This is a genomic window from Pedobacter sp. UYP24, from assembly GCF_054057295.1.
The window spans coordinates 468,636-484,695 of sequence record NZ_JBSRZD010000001.1; the positions used below are offsets into that span (position 1 = coordinate 468,636).

Annotated in this window: 10 protein-coding genes; 7 read left to right on the plus strand and 3 right to left on the minus strand. The window is 40.1% G+C overall.

The genetic code is table 11. From position 1 onward, the window contains the following. Positions 1-13 precede the first annotated feature (13 nt). The 3 genes from ACVWYN_RS02190 to ACVWYN_RS02200 are packed head-to-tail and all read left to right on the plus strand — an operon-like array spanning position 14 to position 3,027. Entirely contained in the window at positions 14-1,162 is a 1,149-nt protein-coding gene (locus ACVWYN_RS02190) for a DNA polymerase III subunit (RefSeq protein ID WP_457287180.1), read from the plus strand. Between the two features lies 1 nt (position 1,163). After that, positions 1,164-2,558, plus strand: a complete 1,395-nt coding sequence (locus tag ACVWYN_RS02195; RefSeq protein WP_457287181.1) for a PSP1 domain-containing protein — start codon at positions 1,164-1,166, stop codon at positions 2,556-2,558. Then, positions 2,551-3,027 (plus strand): gliding motility lipoprotein GldH, encoded by a 477-nt coding sequence (locus ACVWYN_RS02200; RefSeq protein ID WP_457287182.1) that lies wholly within the window; start codon positions 2,551-2,553, stop codon positions 3,025-3,027. The genes ACVWYN_RS02195 and ACVWYN_RS02200 overlap by 8 nt, the downstream gene beginning before the upstream one ends. Here ACVWYN_RS02200 and ACVWYN_RS02205 read toward each other — a convergent pair. Further along, positions 3,010-4,311 carry a UDP-N-acetylmuramoyl-tripeptide--D-alanyl-D-alanine ligase gene (locus ACVWYN_RS02205; RefSeq protein ID WP_457287183.1) on the minus strand — a complete coding sequence of 434 codons (1,302 nt, stop codon included), beginning with the start codon at positions 4,309-4,311 and terminating at the stop codon, positions 3,010-3,012. The two genes, ACVWYN_RS02200 and ACVWYN_RS02205, sit on opposite strands and share 18 nt — an antisense overlap. 86 nt (positions 4,312-4,397) lie before the next feature. Here ACVWYN_RS02205 and ACVWYN_RS02210 point away from each other — a divergent pair, with 86 nt between their 5' ends. From ACVWYN_RS02210 to ACVWYN_RS02220, 3 genes are all read left to right on the plus strand, one after another. Next, positions 4,398-6,887, plus strand: a complete 2,490-nt coding sequence (locus ACVWYN_RS02210; RefSeq protein WP_457287184.1) for a M14 family metallopeptidase — start codon at positions 4,398-4,400, stop codon at positions 6,885-6,887. A gap of 319 nt (positions 6,888-7,206) precedes the next feature. Continuing rightward, positions 7,207-10,443: a SusC/RagA family TonB-linked outer membrane protein gene (locus tag ACVWYN_RS02215; protein WP_457287185.1), complete on the plus strand. Its 3,237-nt coding sequence runs from the start codon at positions 7,207-7,209 to the stop codon at positions 10,441-10,443. Positions 10,444-10,457: 14 nt separating this feature from the next. Further along, positions 10,458-11,957, plus strand: coding sequence for a SusD/RagB family nutrient-binding outer membrane lipoprotein (locus ACVWYN_RS02220; RefSeq protein ID WP_457287186.1), 1,500 nt, complete (start codon positions 10,458-10,460; stop codon positions 11,955-11,957). A 75-nt stretch (positions 11,958-12,032) separates the two neighbouring features. Here ACVWYN_RS02220 and ACVWYN_RS02225 read toward each other — a convergent pair whose 3' ends face one another. Further along, complete coding sequence (locus tag ACVWYN_RS02225; protein WP_457287187.1) at positions 12,033-12,935, minus strand: S66 peptidase family protein; 903 nt, start codon at positions 12,933-12,935, stop codon at positions 12,033-12,035. Between the two features lie 40 nt (positions 12,936-12,975). Between ACVWYN_RS02225 and metG the strand changes: the two genes are divergently transcribed. Further along, positions 12,976-15,081, plus strand: coding sequence for a methionine--tRNA ligase (metG, locus tag ACVWYN_RS02230; protein WP_457287188.1), 2,106 nt, complete (start codon positions 12,976-12,978; stop codon positions 15,079-15,081). On the opposite strand, the gene ACVWYN_RS02235 is transcribed toward metG, so the two are convergent. Continuing rightward, positions 15,074-15,901 carry a hypothetical protein gene (locus ACVWYN_RS02235; RefSeq protein ID WP_457287189.1) on the minus strand — a complete coding sequence of 276 codons (828 nt, stop codon included), beginning with the start codon at positions 15,899-15,901 and terminating at the stop codon, positions 15,074-15,076. The genes metG and ACVWYN_RS02235 overlap by 8 nt on opposite strands. Between the last annotated feature and the right edge of the window lie 159 nt (positions 15,902-16,060).

Below are 16,060 nucleotides of genomic sequence, written 5' to 3' on the forward strand. Positions count from 1 at the left end.
TATTTTGCACCAAATGCAATTTAAGAACATCATAGGGCAGGAGCATATTAAGCAACAATTGGTTCAATCTGTAACAGATAACAGGATCAGTCACGCGCAATTGTTTTTATCCTGCGATGGAAGCGGTGCACTTTTACTGGCCATCGCCTATGCGCAGTTTATCAATTGTGTAGACAAAGAGGCAGACGATAGCTGCGGTGTTTGCTCATCCTGTCGGAAATATGAACGCTATATCCATCCCGATCTGCATTTCTCCTATCCCTTTTTTGCGTCCAAGGATGTAAAAATAGCAGTTGATGTGCTGGACGAATGGAGAAGCTTATTACTGGAAGATCCGTATATAGATTTGGATATTTGGCGGTCTAAGTTAAGCGTAGACAATAAACAGGCAAATATTAACATTGCCGAGTGCCATGACATTATAAAGAAGCTAAGCTATAAGGCTTTTGAAGGCGATACTAAAGTACTGATCATGTGGCTGCCGGAGTACCTGGAAAAAGAGGGCAACTCGTTACTAAAAATTATTGAAGAGCCACCTGCAAATACCCTATTTATTTTAGTGGCCAATAACCAGGAGCAAATCCTGTCTACCTTACTTTCGCGAACGCAAATTGTAAAAATACCGAAGCTTCCATTTGCAACTGTGGAAACCTACCTGATGGAAAAGCACGGACTGTCTGAAAACCAGGCTACAGAATACGCTTTCCTTGCAGATGGCAATTTAATTGATGCTAAACAGCTGGTGGCCAATACCCAAAATGAAAACTCGGAGAAATTTGCCGAGTGGTTGAGGATGGGTTATGGTAACCGTGTGTTGGAACTAACCGTGTTTGTAGAACAGGTAGCGGTATGGGGAAGAGAAAATCAAAAGAACTTCTTAAAGTATGGAATTAGCTTTATGCGAGAGTGCAGTTTGTTGATAAGTGGTGCTGACGAACTGGTTAAATTACCACCGCTGGCATTGCAAACGGCAAAGAAACTATCGGCACATGTGCTGGATCTGAACATGGCGGATGCCATTATAACGGTGCTCGAAAAAGCACATTACCATGTAGAGCGAAATGCAAATCCTAAAATTCTGTTTTTAGATGTATCTTTACAGCTAGTCAAAATAATTAAGTTTAAAACGTTCCCTGAAGGGACTCAATATATATACAATTAATATGGGATGTGGAAGTTGTTCTACAGGAGGCGGTTGCGCTCCATCGGGCTGCAAAAGTAATGGTTCTTGCCTTACAGGTGGCTGCGGAAAAATGGAAGTTTACGATTGGTTATCCAACCTGGATATGCCTTCTAATTATAAACCTTTTCCTGTTATAGAAGTTAAATTTAAAGGCGCCAGAAAGGAGTTTTTCATCAATACAGATAATATTTACCTGGAAATAGGGGAGCTTATTGCTGTGGAAGGACCCACTGGTGGCTATGATATAGGTCATGTTTCTTTAACCGGGGAACTGGTAAGAACACAAATGAAACGCCGGAAAACGGCAATGGAACATGTGACCAGGAAGGTATACAGAAAAGCTTCAGAGGCTGATGTAGAAAAATGGAAACTGGCCAAAGGCTTAGAGTGGGAAACTATGCATAAAGCGCGTACACTGGCTCTTGACCTACGTCTTTCTATGAAAATTAGTGATGTGGATTACCAGGGAGATAAAAGTAAAGCGACGTTTTTTTATACGGCAGAAGGTCGCGTTGATTTTAGGGAACTGATTAAAAAAATGGCAGAGACATTCAGGATCAGGATCGAAATGAGACAGATTGGAATGCGCCAGGAAGCCGGTAGGTTAGGCGGTATTGGGTCATGTGGCAGAGAGTTGTGCTGCTCTACTTGGTTAACTAATTTCAAAACCGTATCGACCGCTGCGGCACGTTATCAGAACTTATCTTTAAATACCTTAAAGCTAGCCGGACAATGCGGTAAGCTTAAATGCTGTTTAAATTATGAGCTGGATACCTATTTGGATGCACTAAAAGATATACCAGATCGTATTGAAAGTTTGCAAACGGAAATCGGCGTTGCAAGGCATCAGAAAACAGATATCTTTAAAAAAATAATGTGGTTTGCCTACCCAAATACAGAAGATTGGATTCCTTTAAAAGTGGATAGGGTTAAGGAAATCATGGCCATGAACAAGAAGGGCCAGAAGCCTGTAAACTTGAAAGAAGAAGCGCTTCAATTAACGCCTGCAACGGTAGTGGAAAAAACTCCTGATTACGAAAATGTAGTTGGACAAGACAGTTTAACCCGTCTTGATGATAAGCCGAGAAACAAGAATAATAGGAGCAATAACAATAAAAATAAACCTGCTCAAGGTGCCAAACCAGCACAAGCGGCTAGACCTGCCCAGGGAGCAAGGCCGGCACAAACGGTTAAACCACCGCAACACATTAGAAATCGTCCGGAGCAGAAAAAGGAAGAGGCCAATCCGCAACCTAGACCTGAGGGAGAAGTTTCCGGGGATGCGGCTGTAACTGCTCAGTCTGCCGCAAACAGGAATAAGAACAGGAATAAAAACCGCAGAAATAAAAGCAAGGACAAGCCTAAAGATGAATAATTTGAAAGTCGCATTGTCGCTTTCTGCTGTAATGATCTTGTTTTTTTGCGGATGTGACACCAATACTATTGTAGACAGTAATGTTGCCATGCCTTCCAGAAATTGGAGTTATGCCAACAGGATTAGTGCTGTGGTTGAGGTAAAAGATGCCGCAAAGATGTTTAATATTTACCTTAAATTGCGCCATACGGCAGATTACCGGTATTCCAACCTGTTTGTTTTGCTTCATATTGAGGGTGCCGGAGAAAAAAAGCAAACTAAAAGGTATGAATACAGACTAGCGCTACAGGACGGGCAATGGATTGGTGCTGGCTCTGGAAATTTATTTACGTATACCTTACCGCTACTTACTAACTATAAATTTCCTAAAGCCGGTAAATACCGATTTGAAGTGGAGCAAAACATGCGCGACAATCCACTTAGGGAAGTCAGTGATGCCGGGATAAAAATATCACAACAAGGGCAATAGCTGCTCTAAAGCCATTCCTCTTGATCCTTTTAAAAGAACCATACTATTTTTAATGGGTGCTTCCGTTAGGTAAGCTAACGCCTCTTTTGGCGTTTCAAAAAACAATGCTTTGATCTTTTCTTTACTGCCAATAAAGTGCTTTCCTATTAGGATAAGGGTGTTGGCATTTAGTGCTTCAGCCTGTTTGGCAATCAGTTCGTGTTGTGCTTCCGATTCTGGTCCCAGCTCAAACATATCACCAATAATAATCGCTTTATTAACCGCATCAAGTTGTTCCAGGTTGTTTAATGCGGCCGTCATACTGCTTGGGTTGGCGTTATAAAAATCGCAGATCACCGTATTGCTGACTGTCTTTGTAATTTGAGAGCGGTTGTTATTTGGAAGATAACCTGCCAGACCGTCGTTAATTTGTTCTGGCCTGAGTTCAAAATACTGACCAATGCAAATGGCTGCCAATATGTTTTCGAAGTTATAGGTCCCGGTTAAATTAACCGAAGTTTGATAAGACCCTTCCTTATTTTGCCAGCGAAGCTTGATGAGGGGATCGGTACTTATTAGCGCTCCCGATATGGGGTCTTCTTTTTCAGCGCCATAATAGACTACCTTATCCAATGCAGCCGCCTTACTCATTTCCAACAGGTGGGGGTTGTTGCGGTAAATAAATGTGGTACCGCGACTGGCCTTTAGATAGCTGTACAACTCGGCCTTGCCTTTTTTTACCCCCTCAAAGCCGCCAAACCCGTCGAGATGCGCCAACCCTACATTGCTAATAAGGCCGTGCGTAGGTTGTGCAATGGTGCATAGAAATTCTATTTCCTTCTGGTGATTTGCTCCCATTTCTATCACAGCGATCTCAATTTCGGAGGTGATAGATAGTATAGATAGCGGCACACCTATGTGGTTGTTCAGGTTTCCTTTAGTGGCGAAGGAGCGGTATTTCTCTGAAAGAACCGCGTTGATCAGCTCCTTAGTGGTGGTTTTACCATTGCTTCCTGTTAAGCCAATTACGGGGATATTTAATTGACTACGGTGATGTTTGGCCAATTCTTGCAGCGCGGTAAGCACATCAGTCACCAGAATATGCTTGTCGCTGGTTTTCACCTCTGGATTGTCTATGATGGCAAAAGCAGCACCGGCTTCCAAGGCTTTTTCTGCAAATGTATTCGCATCAAAATTCTCTCCTTTTAGGGCGAAGAAAAGACACCCTGCTATAATGTTCCTGGTATCAGTACATATGATAGGATGTTTTAGGTAAAACTCATATAAGGACTCGGTGTTCATCATAGAAAAATATAAAAGATAGGGTAAAATTACACTATGTAACATAAACACAAAACAATCTTTAGTATTTTGGAGTATAAATAATACCAATGAAACATTTTAGGCTACCATTCCTTTTATTATTATGCTGCTTTAATACTGTATTTGCCCAGGTAAAATCACCTGATGCCTTTTTGGGATACCCTTTAGGTAGCCGTTTTACCCCACATCAAAAAGTAGTCGATTACTTTAAGTACGTTCAAAGAATGCACGAAAAAGATATGAGGCTAGTTAGTTACGGAAAAACGTATGAGGACAGAGAACTACTTGTCGCCATAATATCATCCAGAGAGAACATTAATAACCTGGAGCAGATAAGAAAAACAAATCTTAGTATTAGTCGCGCAGAAAAGCTAGATCTAAAACCTGGAAAGCAGCCCGCCATCCTTTGGTTAAGCTATAATGTACATGGAAATGAAGCAAGCTCTACAGAAACCTCCATGAAAATGCTTTATAATTTAACGGAGCAAAAGGAGGGGAATGTAAAAGAATGGCTTAAAAATACAGTAGTAATATTAGACCCATGCCTCAATCCAGATGGGCGGGAGCGTTACGTTACTGATTTTGCAGAGGTGGTTGGCAAGCAGCCCAACCCCGATCCAATGGCCCGTGAGCACTTTGAGCCATGGCCAAATGGAAGATCCAACCATTATTACTTTGACCTGAACCGCGACTGGGCATGGCAAACTCAGGTAGAGACGCAGCAACGGCTAAAACTATATAACCAGTGGATGCCAGAAGTACATGTGGATTTTCATGAACAGAACTACAATGACCCGTATTATTTCGCCCCTGCGGCAGAGCCTATACATGTAGACATTACACCATGGCAGCGGGCTTTTCAAGTTACCGTGGGTAAGAATAACGCCAAGTATTTTGATGAAAACGGCTGGCAATATTTTACCAAAGAGCGCTTCGATTTATTGTATCCCTCTTACGGAGATACCTATCCTTTATATAATGGTGCAATTGGTATGACCTACGAACAAGGGGGCATAGGAGCCGGACTGGCTGTTGTGACTATTGATGGAGATACGCTAACGCTGAAAGATAGAATTGATCATCATTATACAACCGGGATGGCTACACTGGAAACTGTCTCTAAGAATGCAGATCAGCTGGTCTCAGAGTTCAAGCTTTACTTTGAAAAGGCAGTTTCATCGCCTCCGGGTATTTTTAAGACCTATGTAGTAAAGGCGCAAAACATAGGTAGGGTAAAAAGGATGGCTGCGTTGATGGACAGGAATGGTATTGAATATTCCTTTGGCTTTGATAAAGCTTTGAAGGGTTATAGTTATGAGAGTAAAAGGACAGAATCGTTTAAAGTAGATCGGAATGACTTGATTGTGAACTTGTCGCAACCTAAGGCAGTACTGGCTAATGTGCTTTTTGAGCCGCAGACATCCATTACAGACTCTAATACCTACGACATTACCGCCTGGGCATTGCCTTATGCGTATGGGTTAAAAGCTTATGCCATTAAAGAATCTATGAAAGGAAATTTTAAAACATTAGCAGAAAAAAATGATGTAGCGGAAAGTATGAATAAGCCATACGCGTGGATACTTCCCTGGAATTCTATAGATGATGCACAGGCATTGATCGCCTTGCAACAGACAAATATTAAGGTGCGGATTGCAGAGGAAGGGTTTGCAGCTGGGGATAGGACTTATCATCCTGGTTCTTTGCTGGTTTACAGAACGGAGAATGAGCGTAATGTTAAAGGTCTGGCCTCAAAAATAGCAGCAATACAGAAAGAACTCGGTATTAATTTTTACCCGGTGGCCACGGGCTTTGTAGAAAAAGGGAAAGATTTTGGATCTTCTGTATACAGCCCTTTGAAAACGCCACAGGTTGCGGTTGTATCTGGCCCTGGTATTTCCTCGCAGGGAGTTGGAGAAGTATGGCACTTTTTTGAACAGGAGTTGAAATACCCGCTTACCATAATAGGGATGCAGAATTTAGCAAACCTGAACATCAATAGGATTAACGTGCTTATTCTTCCAGATGGAGATTATGGAGATGCAGTGAATGATAAGCTGGAAGGATGGATAAGTAATGGGGGCAAATTGATCTTGATTGATGGCGCCGTGTCTGCTGCGGTTGGTAAGAAGCCCTTTGATATAAAGCTCAAAGATTCGGTTAAAGAAGAAAAAAAGGGAGGAAGTTCTAAAAAGTATGCCGACAGGAATCGGGATAATCAAGTAAATGCCATACCTGGTGCAATATTTAGGGTAGATCTGGATGGGAGTCACCCTTTGACTGCGGGCTTAGGCGACTACTATTACGCCTTAAAAACAGATGATAAAATTTATGAAACCTCTGGTTCCATGTTTAGTGCAGGCGTTTTAAAGAAGAATAGTTACGTTGCCGGTATCGCTGGAAAGTCAGTGTTAAAAAAGCTGGATAATGGGATGTTGTTTGGAGTTCAGAACGTTGGCAAGGGTTCTGTTGTTTATTTTGCAAGCGACGTGCTTTTTCGCTCGTTTTGGGAGGTTGGAAAGCAAGTTTTTACCAATTCTGTGTTCCTGGTGAGGTAGATTGCTTAATGAGATGTTTGATTCAGTTCGATTTGGTTTTTACTCCGATTTGGAGTATTAAAAGAAACTTGAGTAGTAAATGTTAAATAAACGTTAAAAACTATGTTTTTTTATTGAAAATGATGTTTGTCAGATCTTTAATTGTTAAATAATGTTTATTACCAAATATAATTTTTTTAATTAAGTAATACACGATGTTTATTAGACATAAAAACAGTCATTATACTGTCATATAAAAACTGATTTCCTTCCAAAATTATGCATGCATAGAAGATGCGCATATATTTAGCAATTATTAACTAACCTAAATTTTATTTTTATGAGAAAACTTTTACAAAGTTTGTTCATATTGCTGTTCGTCGCAGGAAGTGCGATGGCGCAAAATCGGACAATTACTGGTACGGTTACAGGAAAGGATGATGGCAAGCCACTTCCAGGAGTAAACGTAATTGTTAAGGGTACAAAAATTGGTACCCAAACTGGTTCAAATGGTAAATATGCATTGTCTGTACCCTCGGGTTCAAATCAATTGGAGTTCGCTTACATAGGGTATGCTTCTCAAGCAATTACTGTAAGTTCTTCAGACATTATTGATGTGATACTTACTTCCGACAATAGAGATCTGGCAGAAGTTGTTGTTACAGCCAACTCTATTAAAAGAGAAAAAAGAACACTAGGTTATTCTGCCCCTACTTTAAGAAATGATGAGTTAACTTCTGGTGGAAACCCCAGTGCGATCAGTTCTTTAGCTGGTAAGGTTGCTGGTGTGAACATTACTTCTTCTTCAAATACACCGGGTAGTTCTGCCAGGATTGTACTTCGCGGAGGTTCTTCAATTTCAGGATCTAACCAGGCCTTGATTGTTGTGGATGGGGTACCTATCGATAATTCAAGTGTAATCGGTGGGGCTTCTGTACTTGCGAGTGTTGACTTTGGTAACAGGGGTAATGACCTTGCTCCGGATGATATTGAATCTGTTACTGTGTTAAAAGGTCCTGCTGCTGCAGCACTTTACGGTTCGCGTGCTTCTAACGGTGCTTTACAGATTACAACTAAAAAAGGCTCTAAAGGTCAGAAAACAGCAGTTACTTATAATACCTCAAACACTTTCTCTAATATTTTGAAGTTGCCTGATTTTCAAAATGAATTTGGACAGGGATATTATGACGTAGTTGCAGATGACGGTAAATCTGCCACATATGTACATGACTTGAAGGAGAATGGTAGCTGGGGTGCTCCTTTTACAGGAGAAAATCTGGAGTGGGGCCAAATGATTGATGGCGTTCGTCAGACTAAAGCCTATTCTGCAGTTAAAAACAATATCAGAGATTTTTTTGAGACAGGTTTTGCTACAGATAATAACCTAAGTTTATCCGGTGGTGGAGAAAGCTCTACTTTCTATTTAGGAATTAATTCCTTAAACTCTAATACTATTTTTCCTGGTAATTATGATCATTATAATAAATATGGCGTAAGATTTAATGGTACAGCTGATCTTGGCAATAAGTTCACTGCAGGAGTTTCATTTAACTACTTGAGAAGTGATGCTAATGAAGTTGGTGGTGGACAGGGCGGTTCTTCTGTGTACAACAATGTGCTACAAACCCCAAGGGATATTCCTTTGAATACATTAGGTGACCTGAATAATAAATATAACGGTTACGGTTATACAGATGCTAATGGCGTTTCACATCCAAATCAGTATGGTTATTATGGGACATATACTCAAAATCCATACTGGATACTGAAGAACTATTCTAACTTAAATGAAGTTAGTCGTGTAACTGGTAACTTCAACATTGGTTATAATCCAAATGAGTGGTTAAAAGTTTTAGAAAGAATAGGTATTGACACTTACGGCGACAGACGCAGAACTTTAACCCCTAAATTTAACTTTATAGATATTGACAATACTGCTGAATACGCAGGGACAAATGCCAGAACAGGTGCAGGTGGTTACTCTATTGATCAATTTAATGTTACGGAGCTTGTCCATGATTTAATGGTAACAGCAACCCATAAGTTTAATGATGATTTCGAAGGATCTTTGATGATCGGTAACAATATTCGTCAAAGACAAACAAATAGTCTTTCTTCAGGAACAAATGCTTCGGGAGGTTTGGTTGTTCCAGGTTGGTATAACTTAAACAACAGCAATGGCCCGGTAAATATTTCATCGGATGCTCTGTCAAAAAGAAGGCTGATCGGTTTATATGCCGATTTAAACTTGTCTTACAAGAACATTTTATATTTAGAAGGAACTGCCAGGAACGATTGGTCTTCTACCCTGCCTAAAGCAAACAATTCATTCTTCTATCCAAGTGTGAGCGGATCCTTTGTTTTCACTGAATTGTTGAAAAACTCTTCGATTACAGATATTTTGTCTTATGGTAAAATCAGGTCTAGCTGGGCTAAGGTTGGTAACGATACAGACCCATATCAATTGTTGTCCGTGTTTGGTAAAACAACAATCAATGGAAATTTTGGTAGTACGGTGTTTCCTTTTGGAAATGTAGCTGCGTTAACTCCAGGTTCAACTATTGGAAATGTTAACCTGAAACCGGAAAAAACAACTTCATTTGAAGTAGGTACTGAACTAGGGTTGTTAGACAGCAGGATATCTATTGATTTCAGTTATTATAAAAATAACTCCAAAAATCAGATCTTAAGTATCCCAATTCCAAATTCAACTGGATATGGATTCAGTGTTGTGAACGCTGGAGAGGTTGAAAATAAAGGTATCGAATTAGGTTTAAGAGGTACAGTAATTAAATCAAGTGATTTTAGATGGGAATTGTATGGCTCATTCACCAAGAATAATAACAAGGTAATTTCCTTATTGCCAGGAGTAGATCAAATTTCATTGGGTGGTTTTTCCGGGATGACTATTGCTGCTGCAGTCGGAAGACCTTATGGTGAATTTTATGCTGTAACTACTGCTAAAGATGCTCAGGGAAGAACGATTGTTGACAAGGCAACTGGTTTGCCAGTTAACTCTCCTAAAGCACAATATCTTGGAAATTATAATCCGAAATATATGGCTTCATGGGGAACAAACTTCCGCTATAAACAGATTGGATTAAACGTATTGTTTGATACTAAACAAGGAGGTAAATTTTTCTCAAGAACTAGGGACATACTTGCTTTCGTAGGTACATCAGCAGAATCTGGCGGTAACAGGTTTGGAGAGGTATTTCCTAATTCTGTAAATGTAGATGCTAGTGGGGTAAGTACACCAAATACAACAGGTTATGTTAAGCAAGATTACTTTGGTGGTAGCAGACCAGCTGGTTCTAATATCGTTGATGGATCTTTTGTTAAGCTTCGTTCCGCAAGTCTTTCTTACACGTTTAACAAAACTCAACTGAGAAGCCTTCCCTTTGGTACGTTAGCTATTGGTCTTTATGGAAATAACTTGGCTATCTGGACCCCAAAAGAAAACCAATTTGCTGATCCTGAGGTTAACTCGGCCGGAGCAGGTAATGCTCAAGGATTTGACTTTTCAGCTCAGCCTTCCGTACGTAATTACGGTATTAACTTAAAAGTGTCATTTTAATAAATTCTATCAACATGAGAACGAAAAATATTTTCAACCCCAAAAAGATAGTTCTGTTGGTCCTAATTGGAGCATTGGGATTATCCGGGTGTAAGAAATTCTTAGATATTAACCAGAATCCTAACAATCCTGATTCTGCGGATCCGACACTACTTTTGCCAACAGTTGAGGCAGCAGTAGGCCAGATTGTGGGCAACTCATTCCAAGTATATGGAGGAATATTTAGCCAATATTGGACACAAAGCCCTAACAGCTCACAGTACAAAGTGTATGATCAATATGCATTAACCAACACTGCATTTGACCGTTCTTGGCTTATACTCTATCGCAGTGCACTAGTGAATACCGATTTGATCATTAATAGTCAAGGAAACAGTTTGGAATATACTAAAGGTATAGCCTATGTTTTGAAGGCCTATGCTTTCCAGCTTGCAACTGATGCATTTGGTGACGTGCCGTTAACAGAAGCTTTAAAAGGTAATGCTTTTGGAAGTCCGAGATACGACACACAAGAACAGGTTTATGATAGTGTTTTTAAATATATCGATAAAGGAGTTGCATTGTTGAATACAACAAGTTCAGCATCTCCAGGAGCACAGGATATTGTTTTTCAAGGTGATGCCCCTAGCTGGAAAGCATTTGCATATACATTGAAACTCAGAGCTTATTTAAGACTTTCCAAGATCAACGCAGTTAAGGCTGAGGCTGGCGTTAAAGCATTGTACGCAGCGAGCGCCACATTCCTGGTAAAAGATGCTACGATCAAATATTCAACAACTGGCGGTAATGAGAATCCATTGTATAATGAGATGGTTGCTTTGGGCAGAACGCAAAATCTTGTGGCCAGTTCAACTGCTGTTACAGCATTCAAAAACAACAATGATCCACGATTGGCTAAATTTTATGATTTGGTTGCAGGCCAAACTGTACTGAACTCTATTGTTCAGGGTACATTTGCAGCTTCAGGTGTTGTAAAAACGGTTTCGATACCTTCAACTTTAGTTGGTGGAAATGCGGCTAACAGTGGCTCTGCTACTGCTCCTGTGAAATTGATTTCATTGTCCGAAAGTAACTTTCTGCAAGCTGAAGCTGCGGCTAGAGGTTGGGGTTCTGGAGATGTTGCAACTCTTTTTAAGCTAGGCATAACCAATAGTTTTATTGCAACAGGTCTGACAGCGGCAACCGCAGATACCTATTATACGGCTGCACCAGATGGGTTAGCTGCTATTACTGCTGCCGTCACTACAGAGGATAAGGTTAAAGCAATCATCACGCAGAAGTATTATGCAATGTGTGGTTTCCAGGGATTTGAAGCTTGGACAGAATATAGAAGAACAGGATACCCTAACTTTTTAATCATTTCTAAGGCTTCCACTTTAGGCGCGGGTAGAGTTCCATTAAGGTTTGTATATCCTAACAGTGAGATTACATCCAATCTGAACTTTCCGGGCGTGGTTACCGCTTATACTCCAGTATGGTGGGGTAAAAATACAACCATCACACCTGCACCGTAATTAGGTTTGAACGAATATAAAAAGAGGCTGTCTCAAGAATATTGAGATAGCCTCTTTTTATATTTTATCCTTTTATTAAAATTTAATTGACGTAAATCCTTTTTCTGAATGAATTGATGTGTATCTCCCCAAAACCATAGCCCTATTGTCTTCAATATGTCCTACAGGGAAATTAAAACAAACCGGGTAATCATACTCCTTAACACTCTCCCAAATTACTTGCTCTGGCGAGCTTCCGAATGGGATGTCTTCTATTGATGCCTCATTAAATGCGCCAACAATCAGTCCTTTTAGTTTTTCTAGTTTGCCACTTCGTTTTAACATGCGTATCATGCGATCTATCGCATACTCATGCTCCCCAACATCCTCTAAAAACAATATTTTATCGGAATAATCCATTTCAGATGCAGATCCCTGCAGCATTACCAATAAGGTAAGATTACCACCTATCAAAATCCCCTCTGCTACACCCTCACGGTTTTTAACACTACTTTTGGATTCATACTCATAAACAAGTTCTCCGCCAAAAAGCGCTTTTTTAAGCGATAATAAGGCTCCCTTAGTAGAATTGCGAAAAGTATAAGGCATTTGTGCATGTATAGATTGCACTTCGCATTTTGCAAACACATGCGAGAGCAATACGGTAATATCGCTAAAACCAACAATCCATTTTGGATTGGCCGCAAAAGCGGTAAAGTCGAGGTCGTCAATAATCCTCAATGTACCGTAACCACCCCTCCCGGCTATAATAGCCTTTATAGAAGTGTCGTCTAGAAACGTCTGCAGGTCTTTAGTTCTAAGCGCGTCATCTCCGGCAAACTGATGATAAACGGCCGTTAATGTTTCACCAACAACAACTTCCAGTCCCCAGTCTTCCAAAACCAGAATGGCATCTTCAATACTGCGGGGTAATTTCTTAGCCGGACAAACGATCGCGACTTTATCACCCTTTTTTAAATATGCTGGCTGTTTAATCATTGTTAAAACACTTATCTTTGCCAAAATAATAAAAATAGTTTTGGATAACAGTAAAATAAAGAGATATACCGTTACAGCGGCATTACCATATACCAATGGTCCTGTGCATATTGGTCATTTGGCTGGCGTTTACCTGCCTGCAGATACCTATGTAAGGTATTTAAGATCTAACAAGCGCGATGTAAAATTTATTTGTGGCTCTGATGAAAATGGTGTTCCCATCACCCTAAAAGCTAAAAAAGAAGGAGTTACACCACAAGTAATTGTAGATAAGTACCACAAAATTATTGGTGATTCTTTCGAAGAATTTGGGGTATCATTTGATATCTACCACCGCACCTCTTCTTTAACACACCACCATACCGCCTCAGATTTCTTTGAAACACTTTACAAAAAGGGAGTTTTTACGGAAGAAGTAACTGAGCAATATTACGATGAAAAGGCACAAACCTTTTTAGCAGATCGGTATATTACCGGTACCTGCCCTAAATGTGGTAACGAAAATGCCTACGGCGATCAGTGTGAAAACTGCGGCAGTACCCTCAATGCTACTGATCTGATCAATCCGAAATCAACCTTATCTGGCGAAAAGCCTGTTAGGAGGGAAACCAAGAACTGGTTCCTGCCTTTAGATAAATACGAAGAACGTTTAAGGACCTATATAGAAAGCCATAAGGAATGGAGGCCAAATGTTTACGGCCAATGCCAGAGTTGGCTTAACGCCGGCTTACAGCCCAGAGCCATGACCAGAGATCTGGATTGGGGGGTAAAAGTGCCTGTTAAAGGTGCAGACGGCAAAGTACTTTATGTTTGGTTTGACGCGCCTATCGGCTATATTTCGGCGACTAAAGAGCTTTTTGAATATGCCGGTCTTGATGTATCTAATCCAAAGGCCGAAGAATATTATATCAACCAAAATGAAGTAGAAAAGGGAAGCTGGGAAGATTACTGGAAAGACGAAGGCACCAAATTGGTACACTTTATAGGTAAAGACAATATTGTATTCCATTGCATCATATTTCCTGCTATGCTCATGGCTCATGGCAATTACATCCTTGCAGATAATGTTCCGGCAAATGAGTTCCTGAACCTGGAAGGACAAAAGATTTCCACCTCTAAAAATTGGGCAGTCTGGTTAAATGAATATTTAATAGAATTTAAAGATAAGCAAGACGTTTTAAGATATGTGTTGACAGCCACAGCACCAGAGACCAAGGATAATGATTTTACATGGAAGGATTTCCAGGCCCGTAATAATAACGAGCTCGTGGCTATATTGGGTAATTTTATAAATAGAGTTACTGTTTTGACCCACAAGTACTTTGGCGGTAAAGTGCCAATGTTAATGGAGATAACGGACGTTGATCAGCAGGTGATAGATGATCTTGCTGCATTTCCTGCAAAGATCAGCGCTTCAATTGAAAACTACCGTTTTAGAGAAGCGCTTTCTGAAGTGATGAATGTAGCCAGATTAGGTAATAAATACCTGGCAGATACTGAGCCCTGGAAAGTGATTAAAACTGATGAAGACCGTGTTCGTACCATCTTGTATATCAGCCTACAAATAGCTGCCAATATAGAAATACTGGTTGAGCCGTTTCTGCCTTTCACAGCTGATAAGCTGATGAAAATGTTAAACTACGGTGGACACCTTTGGGAAGACGCCGGAAGTATCAACTTGCTACATCGCGGGCATCAGTTAAATGAGCCTGTACTGCTTTTTGAAAAGATAGAGGATGATGCTGTTCAAGCTCAGATTGATAAATTAAATCAAAGCAAGGCAGATAATGCTGTTCCTGCAACTACCGAGCCTGCTAAGGAAAACATACAGTTTGAGCAGTTTTCAGCAATTGATATCCGTGTAGCCACTATTGTTGCAGCAGAAAAGGTAGAGAAAACTAAGAAGCTATTGAAGCTAACATTAGACACTGGAATTGACCAGCGCACTGTGGTATCAGGTATAGCAGAATATTATACTCCGGAAGCTATTATTGGTCAGCAGGTAAGCTTAATCGTTAACCTCGCACCAAGAGAGATCAAAGGGATCCTATCTCAGGGGATGATTCTAATGTCTGAAGATGCAAATGGTAAGCTTGCTTTTGTTTCACCAATACAAAAACATACCAACGGTAGCGTAATTAAGTAGACGATACCGTTTGGGGAAGTTGGGCTGCCAGATAGTTTTTAAAAGACATCTCGTGCCATTTTTCCGTAACGCTTTTATCCAAGGTGCCATCTATAATATAGGAGCTCAGGATAGCAACGGGGTTAAAGGATTTATCATTAATAAAATTATCACCAAAAAAAGTGGTTTCGATAAATTGAACAGTAACTGTAAGCACGCTGTAGCAACCAGGTTGTAAGTTAAAGATAGTGGAGTGAAGGGGAAATATAGGATTTTCCTTGTTATTTTCGATGTCTAAAATTGCGTATTCTGTTTCGTTGAAAAAACCATTGGTAAGGTCAAATTGTACATGGCCAAGAACTAGTTTACATTTTTTTGCTCTACGAGGAAACTTCAGGTCCTCATTAAGATTCATTTCCGGAATCACCACCTGCATTTGATTTTCATGAATATGAACCATTGGCTGGGCGAAAAATATATCTTTCAGCTGGGATTTTAAATTAAATTCAAACCCTATAAGCCTGTTGAAAGAAGTAGGCGTAAAATCAAATAGTTCGCTGTCTGGTCTTGCAGCTGCTCTGAAACATTGCAGAACTTGGGAACTGAGACGGGTACACATGTGTGTATCATAGCGATCACGAATCACAGAATTAAAATTGTCTCTTATATAGCTACTGAAATTGCTGGCAACACCAAAAATTGTTGCGGCTTTTTCAGTAGCCTTAGTTCTGTTAATCTTAGGCTTTTCAGTTCTGCCCTGAATAATCTGCTGACCATTCAGTTCTCTGAATATACCTTTCCCTACTATTCCCCGAATAAATTTACCGTCATACTTAGCCATACTGTTAAGGTTGGGCTCGAAGATACATAATAATGACCATATAATAAGTTAGAAAAAATAAAGGAATAAAAACGAGGTGAGTACGATATTATTTGTAATATAACGGAGACATCTCGGTAGTATCACGGTGTTACCACGGACTCATTATACAGTCTTGTC